This is a genomic window from Pedobacter sp. GR22-6, assembly GCF_037402555.1.
Classification (GTDB): Bacteria; Bacteroidota; Bacteroidia; order Sphingobacteriales; family Sphingobacteriaceae; genus Pedobacter.
Genome location: NZ_JBBEUC010000002.1, coordinates 640,259 through 664,481 on the forward strand (window position 1 = coordinate 640,259; position 24,223 = coordinate 664,481).

Annotated in this window: 18 protein-coding genes; 10 read left to right on the plus strand and 8 right to left on the minus strand. The window is 46.3% G+C overall.

The genetic code is table 11. The annotated features are described in order from the left end of the window. Positions 1 to 27: 27 nt before the first annotated feature. Complete coding sequence (locus tag WAE59_RS10245) at positions 28 to 2,814, plus strand: sensor histidine kinase (protein WP_337855861.1); 2,787 nt, start codon at positions 28 to 30, stop codon at positions 2,812 to 2,814. 4 nt (positions 2,815 to 2,818) lie between these two features. Continuing rightward, entirely contained in the window at positions 2,819 to 3,568 is a 750-nt protein-coding gene (locus WAE59_RS10250) for a LytR/AlgR family response regulator transcription factor (protein ID WP_337855862.1), read from the plus strand. A gap of 13 nt (positions 3,569 to 3,581) precedes the next feature. Here the strand turns inward: WAE59_RS10250 and WAE59_RS10255 are convergent, their stop codons facing one another. The 8 genes from WAE59_RS10255 to WAE59_RS10290 form a co-directional block, all read right to left on the minus strand. Then, on the minus strand, positions 3,582 to 4,895 hold the full coding sequence (locus WAE59_RS10255; protein ID WP_337855863.1) for a sensor histidine kinase: 1,314 nt from the start codon (positions 4,893 to 4,895) through the stop codon (positions 3,582 to 3,584). Next, the gene (locus tag WAE59_RS10260; protein WP_337855864.1) at positions 4,879 to 6,261 is read right to left on the minus strand and encodes a sigma-54-dependent transcriptional regulator; all 1,383 of its coding nucleotides are present in this window, start codon (positions 6,259 to 6,261) and stop codon (positions 4,879 to 4,881) included. The genes WAE59_RS10255 and WAE59_RS10260 overlap by 17 nt, the downstream gene beginning before the upstream one ends. 34 nt (positions 6,262 to 6,295) lie before the next feature. Next, positions 6,296 to 7,441, minus strand: a complete 1,146-nt coding sequence (locus WAE59_RS10265; RefSeq protein ID WP_337855865.1) for an ABC transporter permease — start codon at positions 7,439 to 7,441, stop codon at positions 6,296 to 6,298. Further along, positions 7,438 to 8,658: an ABC transporter permease gene (locus tag WAE59_RS10270; protein ID WP_337855866.1), complete on the minus strand. Its 1,221-nt coding sequence runs from the start codon at positions 8,656 to 8,658 to the stop codon at positions 7,438 to 7,440. The genes WAE59_RS10265 and WAE59_RS10270 overlap by 4 nt, the downstream gene beginning before the upstream one ends. Before the next feature lie 5 nt (positions 8,659 to 8,663). After that, entirely contained in the window at positions 8,664 to 9,332 is a 669-nt protein-coding gene (locus WAE59_RS10275; RefSeq protein ID WP_337855867.1) for an ABC transporter ATP-binding protein, read from the minus strand. An 8-nt stretch (positions 9,333 to 9,340) separates the two neighbouring features. Then, positions 9,341 to 10,822 (minus strand): TolC family protein, encoded by a 1,482-nt coding sequence (locus WAE59_RS10280; RefSeq protein WP_337855868.1) that lies wholly within the window; start codon positions 10,820 to 10,822, stop codon positions 9,341 to 9,343. Between the two features lie 6 nt (positions 10,823 to 10,828). Further along, positions 10,829 to 12,076 (minus strand): efflux RND transporter periplasmic adaptor subunit, encoded by a 1,248-nt coding sequence (locus WAE59_RS10285; RefSeq protein ID WP_337855869.1) that lies wholly within the window; start codon positions 12,074 to 12,076, stop codon positions 10,829 to 10,831. A gap of 570 nt (positions 12,077 to 12,646) precedes the next feature. Further along, on the minus strand, positions 12,647 to 13,117 hold the full coding sequence (locus WAE59_RS10290) for an FKBP-type peptidyl-prolyl cis-trans isomerase (protein ID WP_337855870.1): 471 nt from the start codon (positions 13,115 to 13,117) through the stop codon (positions 12,647 to 12,649). Between the two features lie 109 nt (positions 13,118 to 13,226). Between WAE59_RS10290 and WAE59_RS10295 the strand changes: the two genes are divergently transcribed. From WAE59_RS10295 to WAE59_RS10330, 8 genes are all read left to right on the plus strand, one after another. Then, positions 13,227 to 14,048, plus strand: coding sequence for a DUF393 domain-containing protein (locus WAE59_RS10295; RefSeq protein WP_337855871.1), 822 nt, complete (start codon positions 13,227 to 13,229; stop codon positions 14,046 to 14,048). 43 nt (positions 14,049 to 14,091) lie between these two features. After that, positions 14,092 to 15,018 (plus strand): TIGR01777 family oxidoreductase, encoded by a 927-nt coding sequence (locus tag WAE59_RS10300; RefSeq protein ID WP_337855872.1) that lies wholly within the window; start codon positions 14,092 to 14,094, stop codon positions 15,016 to 15,018. A 43-nt stretch (positions 15,019 to 15,061) separates the two neighbouring features. After that, on the plus strand, positions 15,062 to 15,688 hold the full coding sequence (locus tag WAE59_RS10305; protein WP_337855873.1) for a class I SAM-dependent methyltransferase: 627 nt from the start codon (positions 15,062 to 15,064) through the stop codon (positions 15,686 to 15,688). Between the two features lie 10 nt (positions 15,689 to 15,698). Further along, positions 15,699 to 16,157, plus strand: coding sequence for a VOC family protein (locus WAE59_RS10310; RefSeq protein ID WP_337855874.1), 459 nt, complete (start codon positions 15,699 to 15,701; stop codon positions 16,155 to 16,157). 65 nt (positions 16,158 to 16,222) lie between these two features. Next, positions 16,223 to 16,543, plus strand: coding sequence for a DUF6660 family protein (locus tag WAE59_RS10315; RefSeq protein WP_337855875.1), 321 nt, complete (start codon positions 16,223 to 16,225; stop codon positions 16,541 to 16,543). A 71-nt stretch (positions 16,544 to 16,614) separates the two neighbouring features. Then, complete coding sequence (locus WAE59_RS10320) at positions 16,615 to 20,982, plus strand: CusA/CzcA family heavy metal efflux RND transporter (RefSeq protein ID WP_337855876.1); 4,368 nt, start codon at positions 16,615 to 16,617, stop codon at positions 20,980 to 20,982. After that, a complete protein-coding gene (locus WAE59_RS10325) occupies positions 20,983 to 22,227 on the plus strand; it encodes an efflux RND transporter periplasmic adaptor subunit (RefSeq protein WP_337855877.1) in 1,245 nt (414 codons plus the stop codon). Positions 22,228 to 22,232: 5 nt separating this feature from the next. After that, positions 22,233 to 24,191 (plus strand): heavy metal translocating P-type ATPase, encoded by a 1,959-nt coding sequence (locus WAE59_RS10330; RefSeq protein ID WP_337855878.1) that lies wholly within the window; start codon positions 22,233 to 22,235, stop codon positions 24,189 to 24,191. Positions 24,192 to 24,223: the final 32 nt, after the last annotated feature.

Sequence of the window (24,223 nt, forward strand, 5' to 3'; positions counted from 1 at the left end):
TGTTTTTTTGTTTCAAATCTTAGAATTATGAAACAGAAAAAACATTTATGCGGCCTGGTATTCGCTTTACTATGGCTGCCACAATTACTCCTCGCACAGAAGCGTGAAGATTTCTTGAAGATGAAAGCCGGTGACTGGTTTGAAGTGCTTGTATCAGATACCGCAAGGAAACCCAACAATGAAAGCTACCGCTACAACGTCAGGTACTTGTTAAAGAAAGTTGAGGCGAATGGCCACAAGGAATATGCGGTGACTTTTGAGCGGGTAAGGGTAATTTCTGCGATTGGGAAGAGTATGCCTTTGGGTTATGACTCTTATTATCCTCCTTATAAACAAGGTTTGTTACAGAAATCACAGAAACCTTTCTTTATCACAGAAGCAGATCAGAATGGAAAAATCCTGAGCATTGTGCCTCAGGGGATCTTTCCCAAGATGGAACTCCATGAGATCAGTTCAAGGAAGGAATATGGAGGAAGTGCCGCAGAGTTTGAACCTATCCATGAAGAAACAGCGAAATATATTTCCCAGCTCATCTTTACTGCAATTAGTCATGGGGAAAAGGATTGGCATAATGGCCAGTTATATAAGGATTCGGGACTTAGTTTCCTGGTCAGCTCAGCCTCCTTCATACTTCAGCACAACCTGCGGATAGCAGGAAAGATCAGCAATGTCAATCAGCAAGTTAGAGATGGTCTGAGTCTATACCTGCCAAACTCAGATCAGGAATTTCAGATTGCTAAAGATGGGAGTTTTAAATTGGCTGCTTTCATTACGGAAGGCACCGCCGCTACCCTACGCTACCGTTTCTCAATGAAAGGTGAGCGCGCTGATCAGTCGCACCCAAATGGAGTAGATGTAGTGAGGGCTGTGCAGGAATGGGAAATACCTTTGTTTTTAAGACCAGGTGATAGCCTAAACATCAGTGCAGATGGGAATGACCTGATCAATAGCCTTCAGTTTAAGGGCAGTGCTGCTCCTGCAGCTGCGCTGAGCTTAGCACTGGCTAAAGTTGTCCAGCACAAGAAAACGCCGGAAATTTCCTATTCCCCCACTTCATTTTCTGCTCAGGATTTTATGCAGGCGCAGGAATCAGACCGCGCGGCTTTCCTTAAAGTGCTTAGGGATGGTAGGGCACTGGTCAGTAAAGAATCTTATCAGTTTCATACGCTTAGGTTTGCATTTGAACAAGCCAATGCCCGTTTAGATTTTCTAAGCAAGACCCAATATTTACCGAATCCTGGTGCCGGAGAAACTTTTGAAGGCTTTCCGGACAGATTCTTCCAGGCTATAGATACGCTGCCCGTCCTAATGGTCGATTACACGCAGACCAATTGGTACAGTTCTTTTCTCAATTCGTATAAGATGTACACCATTTGGAAGTCTGGAAAATACAATGGTGGCTCATCCGGATTCTTTCTCGGAGATTACGTTTTGTCTTTGAACTACTTCAGACGTTTCCCGCTGTACTCATCTCTGGCCGATGCTTTTGAAAATGAACTGAGCAGCAACAGTTGGAAAGCTGGACAGACTTTAAAACCATACTATGATGATTTCATCAACAATTGTGGAGATACAGCTTTAACTAGTGTGGTGAAAGAAAAATGGGAGACGCTTTCTACCTGGGCTCCCGGAAAACCACTTCCTTTGAAGCATATTAAACTTGTTGATGGGAGTATCATGGACTTGTCTAAATTCAAAGGCAAAGCGTTGAGCATTACCTTTAGTTATCACTATCCAGATGAAATGAAACGGTTGCTGGAGCGGATCAAAAAACAAGATGCTAAAAATATTCATTTCCTGATCGTACAATTGAAAGAAAACGGCTTTCCGCCATCTACCGTCGCAGAGGAATTGAAAAAGCTGCCGCAGGTGACCTATGTAGAAATATCCAGTAAAAATGAAGAATTAGAGGATGCGGTTTTGCTGAATAACTTCGACATGAAAACGTTCGTCCTCGATCCTGAACTACTGATCGTGGAAGACAACATCGACGACAGGCCAAATACCCTTCCCAAAGACAAAACCTTCGAAGAAGCAATCCAAAAAGCGCTATCCCCAAAAAAGATGAGCAAAGCAGATAAAGCTGAATTGATAAAAACGATAGTATGGAGCCTGGGCTCCATACTATTTGCCGGTTTTGTCTTCTTCTGGATCTATAAAGTGAGGATCGCGAATGTCAAAAGAAAAGAGGTGCTAAAAAGACAGATCAAGGAATTGGAGATAAAAGCCATTCGTTCCCAAATGAACCCGCATTTCATGTTCAACGCATTAAATTCTATTCAATCATTGATCAATAACCACCAATACAAGGAAGCAAATGTGTACCTGGAAAAGTTTTCTTTACTGATGAGGAGGGTGCTTAACAATTCAGAAAAGAGCTTTGTCAGCTTGTCCGACGAATTGGAAGCGGTCACGCTTTACGGAGAACTGGAAAAACTGCGTTTTGATTTTGTCTTTAGCATTTCGATTGATAAAGGCATCAATACTGATCTGATAGAAATACCGGGTATGATCATTCAGCCCCTGGTGGAAAATGCAATTTTACATGGCATTGCACAGAAAGGAACTGCGGGGAAACTGGAAATTCAGATCAGCACTGAGCACAAATACCTTAAAATTGAAGTTTCAGACAATGGACTTGGTTTGAAAAAGGATATCACCACAACTCCACAAAATGGCTTCGGCTTAAAGCTGGTCATGGAACGCCTGAATTTATTGAATGAACAGGGCGCCGATGGGAAATTAAATATAAGCCCTAATTTAGGGGAAAATGAAAGTGGCGTTACTGCAACATTGACCATTCCAATAGATTAAAAAAATGAAGATCAAAAGTATTATTGTAGACGATGAGTCCAAAAGCAGGAGTAACCTAAAGCAACTGCTCGCAGAATATTGCCCTACAGTAGAAGTCATTGCGGAAGCCGATTCGGCCGCTAAAGCACTGCCGCTTATCGCGGAACATCGACCAGACCTGCTTTTCCTCGATATAGAAATGGGCGAGCTTTCTGGTTTTGACCTGTTGAAATTACTCAACGGAAAACAGAGCTTTGAACTGATCTTTGTCACCGCTTTTGATAAATACGGCATTCAGGCAGTGAAGGCCTGTGCTATAGATTACCTCTTGAAACCCATCAACATCCTGGAACTGAGTAATGCAGTAAACAAAGCGATCCAGCAGATCGGTCCCAAAAAGGAAAATGAGCGTCTGAAAGAGCTGGTGGCAAATATCGACCGCAAGGACGAGGAGCAAAAGATCGCTGTCCCCCTGACCGATAAGATTGAGTTCATTGCCATTGGTAAGATCATTCGCCTGGAAGCTGAGGGCAACTATACCCATTTTTACCTCGAAGGCGAAAAGCACCACCTGGTCTGCAAAACTTTGAAAGAATACCAGGAATTGTTAGAATCCCATCAATTCATTCGCACCCATCAGTCGCACCTCATCAATTTCCGTAAGATCTCGGCTTATGTCAAGACAGAAGGAGGCTATATCGCTATGGAAGATGGCAGTCAGGTCCCCATATCCCGTCAGAAGCGGGAAGAGGTACTTGCCCGTATTTTACGCTAAGCTGGTTACATCGCTACTCTTCAGCTTCAGAAAAACCTGCGATTTTAAAATTCGTCCATTCGCCCTCAGTCTGCAAGGAAAAACTCAGCTGATGGTTTAGTAGGATCTCTTTGCTGAGGGTCAATCCAATACCCTGCCCATTCTTTTTGGTGCTGAAAAAAGGTGTGAAAAGTTGCTGACTGATTTCGCCGGGGATACCGGATCCATTGTCTGAGATGCAAAGCATCGCAGGTTCACGTAGACTCTCTATGCGGATGGTACCCTGCATCTGCACCGCCTCCAATGCGTTTTTAAAAATATTGATCAGTGCCTGCTCCATTTGTATGCTGTCCATCATTAGCCACAATTCGCCCGGACAAAGCTGCAACTCCCAGTTTACCACTTTCTCTCTTCCTGCTGCCTCCATCAACAGTTGTACAGAATTCAACAGCTGATTCAGGTCGTGTTTTTGTAGTTGAGGCTCAGGTAGCTTTACCACTTCAGCAAAATTAGAGATCACTTCCGTCAGGGCTTTATTCCTGTTGATCGCTACGTTTAGTGCATTTTCATAGTCTACGCGGTTGGAAGGATGCAGCTGATCCTTAAACTGGATCACTGTAGACAGGATGGAGTTGATGGCGCCAATAGAATTGTTGGTCTCGTGCGACATGATCCGGATCACCTTCTCGTAAGCACTTTTCTCCTTTTTATAGATTTCATCATTCAGTTCCTCAATGAGGATGAAATGATGGGAGTAGCCCAGGTCTACGAAATGGGCCTTCTGACATTTGTAGATGGCCGAACCGTTGATGGTAATGATGGAAGATGCTCCATTACCCAGTTTGGAGATTTCCTGTGCCAATTGACCAGGTATTTCCGCCAAGGCCATGCCCTTGGAACTTAAACTGTCCAGCTGCATCATTTGAGCTGCGGCTTTATTGAAAGTGCTGATGTGGTTGTTTTCCTCCAGCATAATTATCCCGGCAGGAGAGGCCTGGATCAGCTTGTCCAGTACATGGTTTTTTTCGCTTTGCTTGATGCGCTCTTCGCGCAGCTGATCGATCATCTGGTTGTATACCCCAATGAGCTCATCCATTTCAGTATGCCCGGTCAGCACCAGTCTGCTGTTGAAATCCTGGTCTTTGATGGCTTCTATGCCAGATGAGATCAGCTTCGCGGGCTGACTGATTCCCCGGTACAGCCAGACTGAAGCGGCCAGGGAGATTACCAGCAACAATTCTCCGGCTACAAAAACAGGACGCTTTTCTGCGGGCAGACTGACCAAAAGCAGCAGCAGGATCAGGTGCATGAGCACCGTGAAAAGGATGAACTTATTTCTGAGCTTCATATGGAATGTTGTATTTCTCCAGTTTGCGGTAAAGTGTGCCACGGCTGAGTCCGAGCGAACGTGCTACCTTGCTGATGTTTTGCTGATGGTGCTCCATGGCTTTGCGGATCATCGAAAGCTCCATTTCGTCAATCGTCATGCTGCCAACTGCCGGCAGGCCAGCTTCTGCCGAAGGCTTACTCGCCCATTCCATCTGCTGTTCGAAATCTTTAATTTCTAAAGTGTCTTTTTCTGATACCAATACGGTGCGCTCCACGATGTTTTTCAGTTCCCGGATATTGCCGGAAAGGTAAAGCTCCTTGAGCCAGCTGAGGGCTTTCTGACTAATCTTCAGGCCAGATCGATTATACAATGCTTTGAGGTTGTTTAAGAAATAATTGGCCAGCAAGGGGATATCACCCGAGCGTTGCCGCAGGGGGGGAAGGTTCACTAAAATCAAGTTGATGCGGTAGTATAGGTCTTCCCTGAACTTTTTCTCTGCCACCATCTCCTTCAAATTCCGGTTGGTTGCACAGATCACCCGAACGTCTACTGTTCGTGTGCGGCTGTCGCCGAGCACCTCATAGGTTCTGTCCTGCAGTACCCTTAGCAGTTTCACCTGGCTGTTTAGGTCCAGATCGCCGATCTCATCCAGAAAAATAGTGCCTTTATGTGCCATTTCGAACCTGCCCATGCGGTCGTTTTTGGCATCGGTAAATGAACCCCGCTTGTGGCCGAACATCTCACTTTCAAAAAGCGAAGAGGAGATGCCGCCGAGGTTTACTTTTACAAATGGTCTGTTCCTCCTGGAGCTATTCTGGTGGATGGCTTCTGCAATCAGTTCTTTTCCAGTGCCGCTTTCGCCGATGATCAGCACAGAAGCTTCGGTGGAACTGATCCTTCCGATGGTTTTCAATACCGTTTGCAGCTGCGGATCATCGCCAATGATATTCTCAAAACCATATTTGTCATTGAGCTGCTTACGGCTTGCAGAGCCCTCAGGCAGCTCAGCAGCCGATGCCGACAGACCAATGGCCGTTTTGAGTGAATTCAACAGGTTCTGGTTGTCCCAGGGTTTATTGATGAAATCCGCTGCCCCGATTTTCATACCTGCTACCGCAATTGGGATAGAACCCCATCCCGTCATCAGGATCACAGGCAGCTCTGGCTTTAGCTCCTTGATGTGTTTTAAGGCAGTCAGGCCTTCTGTACCAGAGGTTTCCCTGGAAAAATTCATATCGAGCAGGACTGCTTTCAATTCATTTTCGGCGATGAGTGCATAGCCCTCCTCAGGATCAGCCGCAGTCAGCGTAGTCCAGCCCTCATGTTTCAGAAAAAGGCTCAATGAAGTGCGTACCGCCAGGTCATCGTCTATAATCAGGATCATCGTTCTTATAATAATAGGCTAAAATAACATAATTTTAATCATCGTGTAAGGCTTCTGCAGGATGGATCTTTGCTGCGAGGTAGGCCGGGTAAAGTGCACATAGGCTCACTAAAGCATAAATGAATACGGTTGCGGTGATCATGCCGATCACATAATCTACGGGTTTACCCTCCAGCACGTCGAACAGCATGAATTGATATCCGGCTATGATGCCAAGCACCAGTGCCAGGGTAGTCAGTGCCAATACCTCCATAATGATCTGCCGGTAAATATCCCCTGATGTAGCGCCTGCAGCTCGTCTGATCCCTATTTCGCCTTTTCGCTTGTTGATCGTCTGGTAGAGTGTACTGTACAGGCCCAATACGATATTGACAATCAGGAAACCGGCTACGATAGACAATACACTGAAAAAAGATTTGGTATTGTTTTCTTTATCTTGTTTATACTGACTAATGGGGTTGATGCCATCATAATCATTAGGTCCGGTCATCGTGTGTTTAAGTACCTGGCGCATTTCCTGATAGATCTTTTCATTCAGTGGTGTTTTCAGTTTTACCAGCATGGAACCGTATCCTGATATGGTATCCATCCAAAAATAGTAGTTCTTGATGTCTGAGGCCCTGGAGATGTCTCCTATATCTTCCGATACGCCGATGACCATCGGATGCATTTGGCCAATCGTCACTTTCTTGCCGACTGCGGAAGTATTGGGGAAAAATCCCTTACGCATGTTCTGCCCAATTATAATGACACCTCCGGGTGAATAAATGTCGTCCCGCTTAAACCATCTGCCCTCCAGTATTTTAAAGCCTAACATTTTTTGGAGGTCCTCGTCCGCATGAATTTGATAGGCATTATCAATAGTAGAATCAACGCCGACCACCATTTGAGAAAAGCCAAACCGGTAGGGTATAAAATCTGTATGACTGACAGATTGGACGCTCTTCATCAGCAAATAGTTTTCCTTGATCAGGCGTTTTTCTTGCGGACCGGAGGCATTCCATCTGACTTCAACGACACGATCGACATCTATATTTTTGGTTTCCGAATAAAATGCCCTGGAAGAAACCAGGGCAAAGGCTAAAAAGCTGCTGGCTAGAAAAAAGAGAAATAATTCTGCGAGCAAAAAAATATGCTGGTTTCTTTTGTTCCAGGTCAATAAGAATAAATGTCTGATCATGAGTTGCTGCCTCCTTTCAAAGCTTTAATGGGATGTAACCTCGACATGCGCCAGGCCGGTAAAATTCCGGACAGGAGCCCGAAAAATAGGATTGCGAATATGGCGGCAAGTATGGTATCCCAGTTCATTAGAAAATTACTAACTGCATTTACCGATTCTGCCTCATCGTAAAACAGGACGTCAATCATGAAGTCAGATACGAAGTAGGTGAGTAAAATTCCCAGTAAACCACCTATTGCGGTTAAAATGATGTTTTCTACAATGAACTGTCCCGCTAGTACATTGGAGGACGCGCCAAATGCCTTTCTGATGCCAATCTCAGAACTCCTTTCTGTAATGCGATTCACGTTCAGTCCCACCAGATTTAAAGCGGGGATAACCACAATGAAAAATAAAAAAGCACCGAGAAACATTGAACCCTGACTGAAATGCTGTTTCTCGTAAACAGTCTCTGCTGCCACACGTACCCAAGTTCCTTTAAGTGTTTTGTATTCATCACTTTTCCTGATCGTTTTTTCCAGCTGCTCTTTGATTTTGGGCATATCTCTTTTACTGGTTGCCAATAGTATCGCACTATTGCTTTCGTAGTATCCCACATTATTAACGTGGTAGGGTACAAAGATTTCTGCCGCCTCTGGTCCGATGGCATTCAATACGATGCCATCTCTAACCACACCGATCACAACGAATTTTCCTTCATCCCCAACCTTCTTTCCCAGCGCAGATCCTTCACCAAAGTAGAACTTCTTAATGGATTCTGTAACCACAGCATATTGCTTGCCCTCGGCCACGTCTTTTGGGGTATAGGCCCGCCCTTCGAGAAATTCATATTGATAAATATTCCATAGCGATGCATCTGTATAAGCGACGCTAAAACTGATCACTTTGTTTTTTCTGAAAACCTTAACCAAACCCGTTCGGTAAATGCAGAGGTCTTCCAACTCCGGAGATTTCTTCAACCGGGTATACAATTGATCATTCAGCGATAAGTGGATGTAGCCCTGTGAATTCTTGTCAGACAGGAACGACAGACTTTCAAGGTACAGGGTCCGGCTGCGGTGTAGCGCGGGCGCATGGTCTCCATAAGATAAACTGAACAAGCCTACCGATATCGAGAAGATCATAATGGTAAAACTGGTACCAAACAAGCTGACGCAGGTAAAGAACTTTTGCCGCATCATCACCTTAAAGGCGATCTTAAAATAGTTTTTTAACATCCTGCTCAGTTTACTTGTCTGCCGTCAAAGAACCGGATCACCCTTTGTGTCTGGTTGGCCATGTGTTCGTCGTGTGTCACCATTACGATCGTTGTACCTTCTGTTTTATTCAAATGAAGCATGATGTTCATGATTTCTTCGCCCATCACACTATCCAGGTTTCCGGTAGGTTCATCTGCAAGGATGATCTCCGGATTGCCTACTATGGCACGCGCAATGGCCACACGCTGTCTTTGTCCGCCCGACAACTGACCTGGAAAATGTTTGGTTCTGCTGCTCAGGCCTACTTTTTCCAGCGCCTCCAAAGCCAGCTTTCTGCGTGCCGAAGCCGAGATCCCCTTGCGGTACAACAAAGGAATCTCTACATTGTCCAGCACGGAGAGGTCACTAATGAGGTGGTAACTTTGAAAGATAAAGCCAAGTTTTTCATTGCGCATATGGGCCAGTTTTTTGTCGGCATAGCCTGTGATTGGCATATCCGCAATGGTGATCTTGCCGGAACTAGGTTCATCCAGCAGTCCCATGATGTTCAGCAGGGTACTTTTGCCACATCCTGAAGGCCCCATGACGGAAACAAACTCGCCTCTTTTGATGTGGATGTTCACTTTATTGAGGGCCAAGGTTTCGATGCTGCTCGTCCGGTATACCTTTTCTATGTTTTCAAGTTTAATCATCTGTATGTTTAGTTTAAATGGTCGTTTCCTATTTTCATTCCTTTTTCAAAATCATAAAGTGTCAGAATCCGGATGTTAAAATACGCATCCCAGAAATTTTTTAAGGCCAGCACATAATCTCTTTTTGCCTGGTCTTTCTCCTGCAGGGCGATATTCAGATCGGTAATACTCAGGTCGCCCAGCAAGTACCGTTGTTTCGCAATCCCGTAACGCTCCTGTGCAGTCTGGTCTGCAAGGATGTTGCCCTGCATCTGCTCTCGGATCATGCTGAACTGCCTTACCTGGGTATAAATCTCCTGATCGAAATTTGTCTCCTGCAGGGCCACACTGTATTCGGTCAGCTTTTTATTGGCCTCCGCAGTCTTGATCCTGGCCGCTGACCTTCCCCAGTCTACAATAGGAATCTGAAAACCGATCCTCAAGCTCTGCTGATCTACCGGATCACGGTAGATCCCGGGAATATCTGTAGCACGATTGCTGAGGCCAAAAGTAGCAAAGAGATTGGCGTTCAACCCATTTTCACCCTGTGCCCTTGCGACTTCTTTTCTGGCTTCTAATAAAGTTCTCCTGAATTCTACTGTCTGGTATTTGTTGTTCCGCGCTTCACGGATGGCCGTTTTGATGTCGATGTCGAACACGGCAAGCTCGTCTGGAAGCAGGAGTTCTATAGCCGTATTTTCCTTGTCGCCAATGAAGTAGTTCAGGCGGAGCATAGCACTTTCTACATACAGGTTGGACTGAGCCAGGGCCTTGTCTGCATTAAGGGCGGCCAGCTTCAGCTGCAGCAATTCGTCCCTGGATAGTTTGCCCATGCTGGACTTTGCCTCGCCGATCCGGTAGAGCATATCGTTGTTTTCTTTGTTTTTCTGCGCGATTTCATGGTTGATCTGTGCAATCAGCAGCTCAAAGAACATACTTGTTGCATTTCTGCTGATTTCTTCCAGGTCTTCCAGATATTTCTTTTTGGATTCTTCATAACGCAGGGGCTCTATCTTTTTGTCCCAGGAAAGGGCGTTGAAAGCGAATAGCGGCTGACTAAATCCCAATACAAGCGGATTGCCGGAATAACGGGTTTCCTTGCGGTCAAAATCTGTGAATTTCAGTAAATTCGAGTTTAGGAATACCTGCCCACCGGTAGCACCAATCTGCTGCGAAATTCCAAGGTTCAACTGGGAATTGTCATTGGCCACCGGCCTGAACTGTACAGTGCCATCCGGCTGCGTCACCGGAACATTGTCACGTGTAAAGTCAGGCAAACGCCCATCCAGATTGAGCTGCGGCAAATAATTCGAACGGAAGTTCTTGTACTGCCAGTACTTGTTTTCTTTCAGCGTAGCTGCCTGCAGTGCAGCGGTAGAATTTTCACGTGCCAGGAGAATCACCGCCTTGAGGCTCAGTTGCTGCACCACGGGCTTCATTTGCCGGGCAAAACTGTTGCCAGTTGGCAGCAGGAGCAATAAGTAAAGAAAGTGTAAAGCTTGCTTGTTCATATGCCCCTAGTCCTTTATCGTTATTTTTTTCACCTTATTCAGGTTCTTTATTTCAGAGATGATCACCTCTTCCCCCGCTTTAAGCCCGGATCGTACTTCTATAGATTCGAAATTGCTGATCCCGACCTTGATGGTTCTGGCCAGTGCTTCCCCGTCTTTCATTACAAAAACCTGTTGCTGTTCGGCACCGGTAAATGCCGCTCCATTTTTGATGCGCAATACTTTATGCTTGATGGAGGTCACCACATACAGTTCCACTCTGAGATTGGAGCGCAGCAGGGGGTGATTGTTTTTTTTCAATGAGACAAAGAATTTGACCATACCGCCTTCTACTTCCGGCTGTATATTGCTGATGACACCACGAAGTTCCTGATCCTCAATTCTAGCAATCACTTCAGTGCCATTTTTGAGTTGTCCGGCATAAACATCAGTTATTTTTCCTTCGATTTTATAGCTGCTCAGATCTGCCACTCTGGCCAGTTCAGCGCCTTCGCCTACCTCTGCACCAATTTTGCTGTTTACCCAGGTTACAATCCCTTTCGCGGGCGAATGCACTTCTGCTTCGTTCAGTTTTTTACCGTAGGCAGCTATGTTCTTTTGCTGGATGCTGATTTGATAACCCAGTCCTTTACGGTCAGACTGCATCAGCTTTTGCTGGTTTTTGATTTGTTTTTTCAACTGCTGGAGTTCCAATTGGGAAATCTCCAGGTTCAGATTCGCCTGCTTTACTTTCTCATCTGTACTGCCACCGATTTTGAGTAAAGCACGTTCATGTTCCAGAGCAGTCTCCAAACCTTGTATGTGCATTTGTTTGATGGTATATTGTGTATTCAGTTCGCTGACGCTTCTTTCCAGGTTGAGCTCCAGTTGTTCCTCTCTATTGTGGTTGGCCGCCTGCTCATCCAGCATTTTATGGTAATTACTCAGCGTTTCTTCTTTGTTCAACTGCAGGATGGACTGACCCGCCTGCACACTTTCGCCGGCATGACGGATTACCTGTTCAATTTTTCCATGGATAGGGCTGGTGATCAGAAATTCGTATTCAGGCATCACCTGTCCGGATGCGTTAAGGGTTGCCTCAATACTGCCTTCCGTTACCTTCGCCAGACTAAGTTCAGCACGGCTGGCTGTAGGCTCCATGGATCCCCTTAGCATGAGAACCGCAGAAAAAAGTGCAAAGAGCAACAATGCAACAAAGCCGATGCTTTTTAGGAGTCTCTTTTTCTTGAATGATGCTGACAATTCCCTGTCCATATGTGTTGAATTTGGAAAGCCTGAAATTCAAGGATGATGCCAGTGTTATTTTGTTGATTATTAGTTTGTTATTGTTTTTAAGACTGGCTCATATTGTTCCATAATGGACAGGGTGTTCCGTTACGGACATCATTAGGGCGCGTATTGAAAGAGAAGGCGGGATGAAGGTGCTAATTGCAAATTGAAAAAAAGACAGGAAAGCAGCCGAACTGAAGAGCTAAATTGAAAAAAAGAATAATTAAGTGTCTGTTTTCCGAAAAATTTATGGAATTATTGTTGTTCATTGTAAATCACAATAACAATTGTCAATTTTACTGAACCGAATAGTGGATGCTAGAGGTAAAATTTAGGCGTTATAATATGCAAAGGCTGGTATGATCTACTGGCCTTTGTTGTGAAATGAGGAATCGAATCAATGTCTGATCTGCGCTTTGCCGCGACGTTTCTATACGGTGGTTCTTGTCCGTGCCCTTACCGTCAAAACACGCAAATAGTCGGAGCAGAGTCGGAGGAAAGACGGAGCGGAGCCGGATGCGGGCAAAGCGCAGGCAGGAATATCGTCTGATAAATCTATTGGACGTTGACGAGTGTAATGTTGAAATCCAATATGGAATTCGGTGGAATCGGACCGCTACCTGAAGCACCATATCCATAAAAGGAAGGGATGAACAACCTGATCTTTCCGCCTTTTTGAATCAGGGGAATTCCGATCTGCCAGCCCTCGATCACGCCACCCAATGGAAAGGTCACAGGCGTTCCTTTTGAATCGTCAAAAACAGAACCATCCATGATTTTACCCTGGTAATCCGCAGAGATTTGTGTTGATTTTGAGTAATTTACCGATCCGCTACCGGGAGCAATTACCTGATAGAAGATGCCTGTTGAAGTCTTTTTCACAGAAATGTTGTTGGCAGTTACGTAGCTGCGAATGGCTGTAGTGTCAGCTTTGAATTGTGCTTCCACATCTAATGGTTTGCCTTTTTTACAGGCTGCGAAACTGGCTGTCAGCGCGACCAGTACAATTAAGTATTTGATTTTCATACCCTGCAAATATAATTAAATAAATAAAGCTCCACACAGCAGTTTATTGTATTTAATTAAAGTTTCAGTATTTATTGAAAGTTTAATTAAGTATAGTTATATTTGATCTATGAAAACGCTAAGAAACCATACGATACTCTATGATGCGGAATGCCCCATGTGCAGGATGTATACTAAAGCTTTTACCCAGGTGGGTATGCTTGATGAGCGCGGAGCCCAGCCTTATCAGCAGATGCCGGAGACGGTGTGTGCTTTTGTAGACCAGAAAAGGGCAGTCAATGAAATTGCACTTGTAGACCATGTTACGGGTCAGGTGAGCTATGGAATCCATAGTTTATTTAAGGTATTGGGAACTTCGATCCCGGTATTTGCCCCGCTTTTTGCATTCCGCCCCTTTATTTGGCTGATGACAGAAGTATATGCTTTCGTTTCCTACAACAGGAAGGTCATTATTCCTGTAGGGTTGGATGCGCAAAATAAGCAGCTGCAACCTGATTTTCGGGTCGGCTACCGACTGAGCTACTTGTTATTTTCCTGGTTCATGGCGAGTTTTATACTCACAAAATATGCGGTATTACTTACGGGACTTGTTCCCGTAGGCGGACATTTAAGGGAGTACTTCATCTGCGCAGGACAACTATTTTTCCAGGCGGCTATGATCCGTTTTGTTGCAAGGGAACGAACCTGGGAGTATCTGGGTAATATGATGACGATCTCTTTCGCAGGAGCCCTGTTGTTATTACCTGCACTTACCTTGAGCAGCTTCGTGCAGTTGCCGGCTCTGGTTTATGCAGGGTACTTTCTTTTGGTAGCAGGATTGATGTTTTTAGAACACTTCAGGCGGATGCAATTGCTTCAAGTGGGGCATCTGCCTACTTTAAGCTGGTTGGTGTACCGCTTGCTAATCTTGTTGCTTATACTTTTTATATGAATTGTGTGGGTTTAGTTGTGGATGTCATTAAATATAAATGCTCATGAAATACCATAAAATTGTACTTGCTGGTGGTAACGGTTACCTGGGCAAGGTGTTGACCGATTATTATAAAGATCAGACAGAACAGCTGATCATCCTGAGCCGGAAAGCTGCGGCTCAAATTGGCAATGTAAAGACGCTGGTCTGGGATGGGAAAACAGAAGGGGACTGGAAGTCATCTTTGCAGGATGCTGATCTGCTGGTCAATCTTTGCGGTAAAAATGTAAACTGCAGGTATACGCTGAAAAACCAGGAAGAGATCATCGCATCACGTACGGTGCCGACCAGGTTGCTCAATAAAGTAGTCGGGGACCTGGATCGGCCACCCAGGCTATTTATTAATGTTACCTCTGCTACAATATATAGACATGCAGAAGACCGGCCTCAGGATGAGGATGATGGTGAAATTGGTTATGGATTTTCAATAGAAGTGTGTAAGCAATGGGAAGCAGCTTTTTTTGAGACGAAAAGCCCCGGAACAAGGAAGGTTGCGCTGAGGATGGGGATTGTATTGGGTCGCTCTGACAGTGTTTTTCCGCGTTTGCTGAACCTGGTGAAATGTGGGTTGGGAGGCAGACAGGGCGATGGACAGCAATATGTCTCCTGGGTACATGAACAGGATGTGGCGAGGTCTACGGAATGGCTGCTGTCCCGGCAGGAGATTGAAGGTATGGTCAATTGTGTAGCACCTTTTGCGGTAAAAAATGCTACGCTAATGCAGCTGATCAGGACAGCCTATGGTATTCCCTTTGGGCTTCCGAGTCCGCAGTGGCTTTTAGAGATCGGTATGTGGCTGATTGGCTCTGAAACAGAGCTGGTGTTGAAAAGCCGTTGGGTAAGTCCGAAACGGCTATTGGAATCTGGCTTTAAATTTCAGTTTTCTGAGGCAAAATATGCCATACACGATATCCTCAGTCTCAGGGTATGATTGTTTTTATCCTTATATTGCGGCAGTAATTTTTACCCCGCATATGAACACAAAACAAGCTTATAACATCTGGGCTGCGCAATATGATACCAATAGCAATAAAACAAGGGACCTTGAAGCCCTGGCATTGAAACTTTCCCTGGCCAGTGTACCTTTCAACAAGGTGCTGGAAATCGGTTGCGGAACAGGAAAGAATACGGAATGGCTGATGGAAAAGGCGGCACTGATCACTGCTGTGGATTTCTCTGAACAAATGCTGGCAAGGGCCAAAGATAAAATCAGTTCTAACCGCGTACAGTTCAAACAGGCCGACATCACTTCACGCTGGAATTTCCGCGACGGCTTGTATGATCTGGTCACTTTCAGTCTGGTACTGGAGCACATTGATAACCTTGACTATGTTTTCAATGAGGTTGCCAAATCCCTGAATCCGGGAGGTTATTTATATATCGGCGAACTGCATCCTTTTAAGCAGTACACTGGTACGAAAGCGAGGTTTGATACCGACGAGGGTACACAGTTGGTGGAATGCTTCAATCACAATGTATCGGACTTTATTCAGGCCGGAAAAAAGCACGGACTGGTATTGGTGGAACTCGATGAGTATTTTGATGACAACAACAGAACGCAGATCCCAAGGATTTTGACGATCTTGTTGAAGAAAGTTTAAATATAAGCACATGAAAATAGCCACACTGATCGTATTGTCTTTAATCCTTATCCACCCAGTTCAAAAAGCCATGTCCCAGACGCAAAAGAAGCCAGCCGTATTAAACCACATCGCCGTACATGTGGCGGATCTCGCTAAAGCCACTGCATTTTATGCGACTGTTTTTGATCTTGAGCAAATCCCGGAACCTTTTAAAGACAATCGCCATACCTGGTTTACATTGGGCGCTGCCGGACAAATGCACTTGATCCAGAGCCCAAAAACGGATGCTGTACATGATAAAAACGATCACCTTTGTTTTAGCGTAGCCTCTATACCCGAATTTATTGAGAAGCTGAAAGTGAATAAGGTGGACTTTGGAGATTGGGCAGGAAAAGCCGGTGCGATCACCAAAAGGCCGGACGGCATTCAGCAGATTTACATACAGGATCCTGATGGGCACTGGCTGGAGATCAACGACGATCATTAAAATTTTACCGTAGATCGTGCCGGTATTAATCTAAAAAAAATATATTTGCAGGGATCAATAAGGAAATGAGACTACTTTCAATCTTTTGTGTATTACTGGTAATGGCACTGAATATGGTGCCTTGTGCTGATGCGCATGAGTCTGTAGCTCCTTCCCTGACTGCTGCTGTAGCTGCTACAGCTACTGAAGATGGGCACAGTGATCAGGCAGATGATGCCTGTACGCCCTTCTGTCATTGTTCCTGCTGTGCGGCTTCTGTCGTTTTGAAGATTGAAAGCAGCCTTGCTGCGCCTTTTCCGGTTCATCAGATTTTATCTTTGCCTCATTTGACGTCGCGTTCTATCGATGTCAGTCTCTCTGTTTGGCAACCGCCTAAATTGGCTTAATACATGGGATAAACACCAGCCTGAGGCTGTAGTGTTGGTTTGTATTTTTCAATTTTAGTAGGTTAATCAACATGTTTGATCAAATCATACAGTTTTCTATAAAAAATAAGCTGGCCATTGCTTTGATGGTCTTTGTCCTGATTATTTGGGGCGCTTATTCCATCCGGCATCTTCCGATTGATGCAGTGCCGGACATCACCAATAATCAGGTGCAGATCATTTCCCAGGCACCAAGTCTGGGCGCGCAGGAGGTAGAGCAGTTCATCACCGCACCCATTGAACTGGCCATGGCCAATATTCCGGAAGTCATCGAACGCCGGTCAATCTCCAGGTCGGGGATCTCTGTGATCACCATTGTCTTTCAGGACGATGCTGATATTTATTGGGCCAGGCAACAGGTCTCTGCACAATTGAAGGAGGCCGAAAATAACATCCCAAAGGGACTTGCCGAGCCTGCTTTGGCACCCATTACAACGGGACTTGGGGAAATTTACCAGTATGTGCTGCATGCCAAAAAAGGGTATGAGGACAAATATACGGCTACTGACCTCCGCAGCTTGCAGGATTGGGTAGTCCGGACGCAATTGGCAGGAACGAAGGGCGTTGCGGAAGTGAGTGGCTGGGGCGGCTATGTCAAGCAATATGAAATTGCCCTGGACAATGAGAAACTCAATTCCAATGATGTGACCATTGCGCAGATCTATGCCGCTTTGGAAAACAACAACGAAAATACCGGAGGTTCGTATATTGAACAGCAGAGTAATGCCTATACCATCCGGGGCCTGGGGCAGGTGAAGTCCCTCGACGATATTGAGAAGATTGTAGTGAAGCAGGCGGGCGGCGTACCGGTACTGATCCGCGACGTGGCCGATGTACAGTTTGGCAGTGCCACACGCTATGGGGCAGTGACCCGCAACGGTACAGGCGAGGTGGTAGCCGGGATCACTTTGATGCTTAAAGGAGAGAATTTCAATGAGGTGATTGAACATGTGAAGGAAAGGATTGTGCAGATTCAGAAATCTTTGCCGGAAGGAGTGGTGATAGAGCCCTTTATAGACCGTACAGAGCTGGTTGGCCGTTCTATCAGTACGGTTCAGAAAAACCTGATCGAAGGGGCGCTTATTGTGCTGTTCATCCTCTTATTGCTTTTGGGTAACTGGAGAGCAGGTCTGATCGTGGCATCAGTAATTCCTTTATCCATGTTGTTCGCCTTTGCGATGATGCGGCTTTTTGGCGTATCGGGCAACCTGATGAGCCTGGGCGCCATTGATTTCGGACTCATCGTAGATGGTGCGGTGATTATTGTGGAGGCGATTATTTTCCGCCTGACGGAGTCGAAATTGTTTAAAGACAAGCCATTGCTGAATCAGGAAGAAATGGACCAGCAGGTCTTTACAGCAGCTTCCAAAATAAGGGCAAGTGCTACTTTTGGTGAAATTATCATTTTGATCGTCTATTTGCCACTGTTGTCGCTGGTAGGTATAGAAGGTAAGATGTTCAAGCCAATGGCACAGACTGTCGTATTTGCGATAATAGGTGCTTTTATTTTGTCGCTCACTTACGTGCCCATGGTTTCAGCCCTCTTTTTGAGTAAAAGTACCCTTCACCGGGAAAACTTTTCAGACCGCATCATGCAAGGGCTAAAGAACCTATACCGCCCCTTGCTGGAAACAGTATTACGTTTCAAAAAACTGGTGGTAGCCATCGCTATACTGATATTCGCCATCAGTGCATGGTTATTTAACCAAATGGGCGGCGAATTTCTCCCGCAATTGGAGGAGGGCGATCTGGCTGTGGAGATTGCCATGTCGCAGGGCACTTCGCTGAGTCAGGTCGTGGAAACCTTCGGCAAGGCCGAGAAAATCCTGAAGGATAAATTTCCGGAAGTAAGGCAGGTCGTGACCCGGATCGGCAGTGCCGAGATCCCTACGGATCCCATGCCGGTGGAGCGTGGTGATATGATGGTGGCCATGCTGCCTAAGGAGGACTGGACGAGTGCCAGTACCAAGGAAGAAATGTCCGAGAAAATGGAAGCGGCTTTATCGGTGCTGCCCGGTGTGAGTGTGGAAATTACGCAGCCCATGCAGATGCGTTTCAATGAGCTGATGACCGGCGTTCGGCAGGATGTGGCCATCAAAATTTATGGGGAGGACCTGGATGTGCTGGCAGAACAGGCGGAAAGGGTAGCTGCGCTGATCCGACCGGTAAAAGGAGTCAGTGAACCTTTCGTAGAGCAGGTCGCTGGTCTTCCACAAGTGATTGTAGACTATGACCGTGATAAGATCGCCCAATATGGGCTCACTATAGGAGACATCAATAATCTGTTGAAGACCGCTTTTGCAGGTAATGTGGCGGGAGTGGTATTTGAAGGGGAGAAACGTTTTGAGATAGTAGTTCGTTTGCAGCGCGACTTGCGGGAAAACATTTCGAGCATCGAAAACCTGTATGTTCCCCTGCCTTCGGGGAATAAGGTTCCGCTGAATCAGCTGGCCCGGGTAGCGCTGGAGGAAGCGCCGGCACAAATTTCCAGAGAAGATGGAAAGCGGCGTATTTATGTGGGATTCAATGTAAAGGGCAGGGATGTAGAGCGGACTGTAGCGGAAATTAACCAGTTGCTGGACGAAAAGCTGAGCCTGCCTTCGGGTTATTACCTCAGTTATGGCGGACAGTTTCAACACCTGAAAGAAGCAAAAAGCAGGTTGGCGATCGCTGTACCAGTAGCCATGTTGCTGATCCTGGCCTTGCTGTATTTTACCTTCAGGTCGCTGAGTCAGACCATTCTGATCTTTACGGCTGTTCCTTTATCGGCCATAGGTGGGGTCTTCGCCCTGCTGCTGAGGGATATGCCCTTTAGCATCTCCGCTGGTGTGGGTTTTATCGCCCTGTTTGGAGTTGCGGTGCTGAACGGCATTGTACTGATCTCCTACTTCAATCAGTTGAAAGAGGAGGGAATTGAAGATGTGTACAAAAGGGTGATACTGGGAACAGGAGTCAGGCTGCGTCCGGTGATCATGACCGCTGCGGTAGCTTCATTGGGTTTCCTCCCAATGGCCCTGTCCAATGGTGCCGGTGCTGAAGTGCAGAAGCCTCTGGCTACGGTGGTCATCGGTGGCTTGCTCTCCGCGACTTTACTTACACTCTTTGTGTTGCCCTGCTTATATATTCTGCTGAGCCGATTTAAAAAGGCAGGGAGATTGCAGGCGAATCCGCGGATTGTTGTTTTGCTGGTCATTGTTGGCTTGGCTGGATTTGGAGGAAGTACGGCGAAGGCGCAGACTTTGCGGCTTTCGGAGCAAGAAATGCTGGAAAAGGCGCTGGAGCACAACCTTCAACTGAAAGCTTCGGGGCTCTCCCTGGACCAGGCAAAAATCATGGAACGTACGGCTTTTGATCCCGGGAAGACCAATTTGAATTTCTCCCAGGATCCTAGCAGTGGCGGTGGAAATGACAATTCACTGGGGATATCACAGAATTTCGCCTGGCCTGGCTTTTACAGCAATCAGAAGCGTTTGCTTAAGGAGCAGACCAAGCTGAGCGAGCAATCCGGTAGGCAAACCCGCGCGATGGTTATCAGGGAAGTCAGGCTCGCCTACCACAACTATTTATTCAGCTTAAACACCCGTAAAGCCCTGGTTTTGCAGGACAGTATTTACCGGCACTTCATCAGGCAATCGGAACTCCGACTGAAAGTAGGGGAAAGCTCCAGGCTGGAACTGATCACGGCAAAGAATAAATTCCAGGAAATTGAAGCCCTCCGGCAGTCAGTGGACGCTGATATAGCTTCCCATTTGGCGCTATTACGCCAATTGCTAAACCTTCCCGGGGCTTTTCTACCCCTGACAGATAGCCTGGAAGTTTTGCAGGGACCCCTTGCAACAGGTGTTCCGGAGAATGCATTACTTGGGATATATGAGCAGCAGATTGCATTGGCCAAAGCGAAAGTGGAGGTGGAGAAGTCTAAATCACTCCCAGACTTTACGGTCGGCTATGCCCAGCAGTTGGTCATCAAGTCCTTTGATCCTGCCAATCTGAACAGGGATTATACACCCGGAACCCGCATTGCCGGATTGCAGTTAGGTATTGGCATACCGCTATTCAACCGTGCTGGGCGGGCCAGGGTTAGTCAGGAAAAAATTGCTGGGCAGATTGCGGAGGCCGATTATCATCGGGTAAAAACAGACCTGCAACTTCAATATGAAAAGGAGCTTCGAAATTATGAGCGGAATCGGAAAATGGCGGATTATTACCTGGACTCTGGCCTGAAACAAGCCGATGAGCAGATCCGCATCGCACAGGTTTCTTATGATTTGGGAGAGATCGGCTACCTGGAATTTATCCAGAACATGTCCCTTGCTTTACAAATCAAACTAAACTACCTGGAAACGGTACAGCAAGTCAATCAATCAGTTATTCAATTGGAATTTTTAAAAGGAAATTAAATGAACAAGATGGCAGTCATCAATAAATTTTTTACGCTGCTTGCGCTGAGCCTGGTTTTGCTGGCTTGTGGGGGTAAACAAGAAAAGGAACAGGAATCCGCTGAACAAGCACACGAAGAACATGGGCATGAAGGAGGATTGGAGCTCAGTGAAGCACAAATTAAGGCAGTTGGCATCCTCATTGGAGATTTGGAAAAGAAGAACCTGACCGCAGTGGTGAAGGCCAGCGGACAGCTGGCTGTGCCGCCTCAAAATGCAGCACAGGTAAATGTACTTTCCGGTGGGATCATCCGGAAGATCAATGTGATCGAGGGGCAGCGCGTGGCAAAGGGTCAGGTTTTGGTTACCATAGAAAACCAGGAACTGCTGCAACTACAACAGGAATACCTGACAGCCAAAGGAGGTTTTAGCTATGTGGAAGCAGAGTACAACCGTCAGCAACAACTCAAAGCCGCTAACGCGGGGACGGGTAAAGCTCAACAACTTGCGGAGGCGAATTACAATGCGGAAAAGGCTAAAATCAAAGCACTGGAACAGCAGTTGAGGCAATATGGGATTTCTTTGGCCAAACTTGCAGCAGGGAACCTGAGTACCCAGGTGCCTGTGCTGGCCCCCATCAATGGTACCATAGGTAAGATTAATGCGGAGACTGGCTCTTATGCACAACCGGGCGTATCCATTATGGATATTGTAGACAATTCCAAGATCCATGCGGATTTAGTGGTCTTTGAAAAAGACTTGGCAAACATTAAGGTAGGTCAGAAAGTGGATTTTCAGCTGACCAATCAAAAGAATGAGCCTATCGCAGGTGTCATCTATGGAATCAATAAGTCTTTTGAGAATGACAGCAAAGGCGTAGTGGTGCATACAGTGATCCAAAAGCCAGGCGCCAATCTGATCCCGGGTATGTATGTGACAGGGCTGATCGGGGTGGGTACGCAATTGAGCGATGCAGTACCCGTAGAGGCCCTGGTGCGTTCCGGTGGCAGGGAATACATTTTCATTGCTGAGGATGAAGCTGAAGAAGCGCATGGTCATGATGAGGTAGAATCGGGAAGCCATCAGGAGAAAAATGCTGAAAAATCAGTACATTTCAAAAAGGTGGAAGTGAGGACAGGTGTTACCCAACTGGGGTATACTGCCATAACTCCATTGGAAAAACTACCTGAGGGTGTAAAGCTGGTGAAGAAAGGGGCCTTTTATTTGCAGTCTAAATCTTCGGGTCCGGCGGAACATAACCATTAATGAATATGGGAAAACAACATGAACATTGCTGTTCGAATGAACAGCCAAAACATACATCGGAGGAGGAGCATGACCACGATCATGACCATGATCACGGTTCGGTGGAAGCCGAGGGCTGGTTAGCTCATTGGCCTCTGCTAACGGCATTGTTGGTCGTGATCGTAATGATGGTATTGGAATATGGTTTTCAGGTCACTTTTAGTCAAGTGGTTCAGCTCATCATCTTTCTGCCTGCTTATTTGCTGGCGGGATACAATGTGCTGCTGCTGGCTTTTCGAAAGGCGTTCCGATTGGATTTTTTCAATGAATTCTTTCTGATGAGTGTGGCTACGATAGGTGCTTTTGCCATTGGTTCTTACAGTGAAGGCGTTGCCGTGATGGTTTTCTATTCTATCGGTGAGTGGTTCCAGGACACTGCGGTAAGTAATGCAAAACGGAGCATTAAAGCTTTGCTGGACATCCGGCCTGATCAGGTCACTGTGATCCGTGAGGGGCAGGTGCTGAGACTGAAACCCCAGGAAGTGGCTATAGGAGAAGTGATTCAGGTAAAACCAGGAGAAAAGGTGGCGCTGGATGCCGAACTCTTGTCGGACAGTGCCGCATTGAATACCTCGGCACTTACCGGGGAGAGCAAGCCCGATACGAAGCGGAAAGGAGATGCTGTTTTTGCAGGGATGATCAATCTCAACCAGTTGGTCGACCTGAAAGTTACCGCAGTCTTTACTGACAGTAAACTGAGTAAGATCCTGGAAATGGTGCAGGATGCTACTGCACGAAAATCGCAGACCCAATTGTTCATTTCCCGCTTTGCGAAGGTATACACCCCGATTGTATTTTTATTGGCCCTTCTGGTTGTAGCGGTTCCCTATTTTTTTGTCGGTGATTATGTATTCCGCGACTGGCTTTACCGGGGACTTGTATTTTTGGTGATCAGTTGCCCTTGTGCGCTGGTGGTTTCTATCCCCCTGGGTTATTTTGGCGGGATCGGATTGGCCTCTAAAAATGGGATCCTGTTTAAGGGCTCCAATTACCTGGATGTGATGACTAAAGTGAATACCCTGGTTATGGATAAGACAGGTACCCTCACCAAAGGTGTATTTGAGGTGCAGCAGGTCCTGTCGATCGGGCTGGAAAAAGATCAACTACTCCGACTGGCTGCAGCTCTGGAAAGTAAATCCAGCCATCCCATCGCAATGGCCATCAGCAGGTATGCAGGAGTCCCTATGAGCCTACCTGCTGCCCAATCGGTCGAAGAGATTGCCGGACATGGGTTAAAAGGGAGTGTTGAGGGACAGGAAGTTTTGGCTGGAAATGTAAAATTGCTGAAGAAATTTGGGATCGACTATGACCCTCAACTGGAAAAGGAAACAGATACCATTGTTGCCATAGCCATTGATAGTAAATACGCGGGCTTTATCAGCATTGCTGATGAGCTGAAGGAAGATGCAGGCAAAGCAATTGCGGATCTGCATGCGCATGGGATAAGAACAGTAATGCTGAGTGGGGACAAACAAAGTGTTGTCGACCATGTAGCCAAACAACTGGGAATCGACCAGGCCTTTGGCGACCTGCTTCCGGAAGATAAGGTGGCAAAGGTATCGGCATTGAAAAAAGAGGGAATGTACCTTGCCTTTGTGGGCGATGGGGTCAATGATGCCCCCGTGGTAGCCCTGGCTGATGCAGGAATAGCGATGGGCGGACTCGGGAGTGATGCGACCATAGAAACTGCAGATATCGTCATTCAGAACGACCAGCCTTCTAAAATATTCACAGCGATACAGATTGGGAAGCTGACCAGGAATGTAGTCTGGCAAAATATCATCCTGGCGATGACAGTCAAAGTGTTGGTACTGATCCTGGGAGCGGGTGGTGTGGCCACACTTTGGGAAGCTGTTATTGCTGATGTTGGTGTAGCCTTATTGGCAATCTTAAATGCGGTGCGTATCCAGCGGATGCGCTTGTAAAACAAGCGGTGCAGACCTTTGGGCTGCACCGT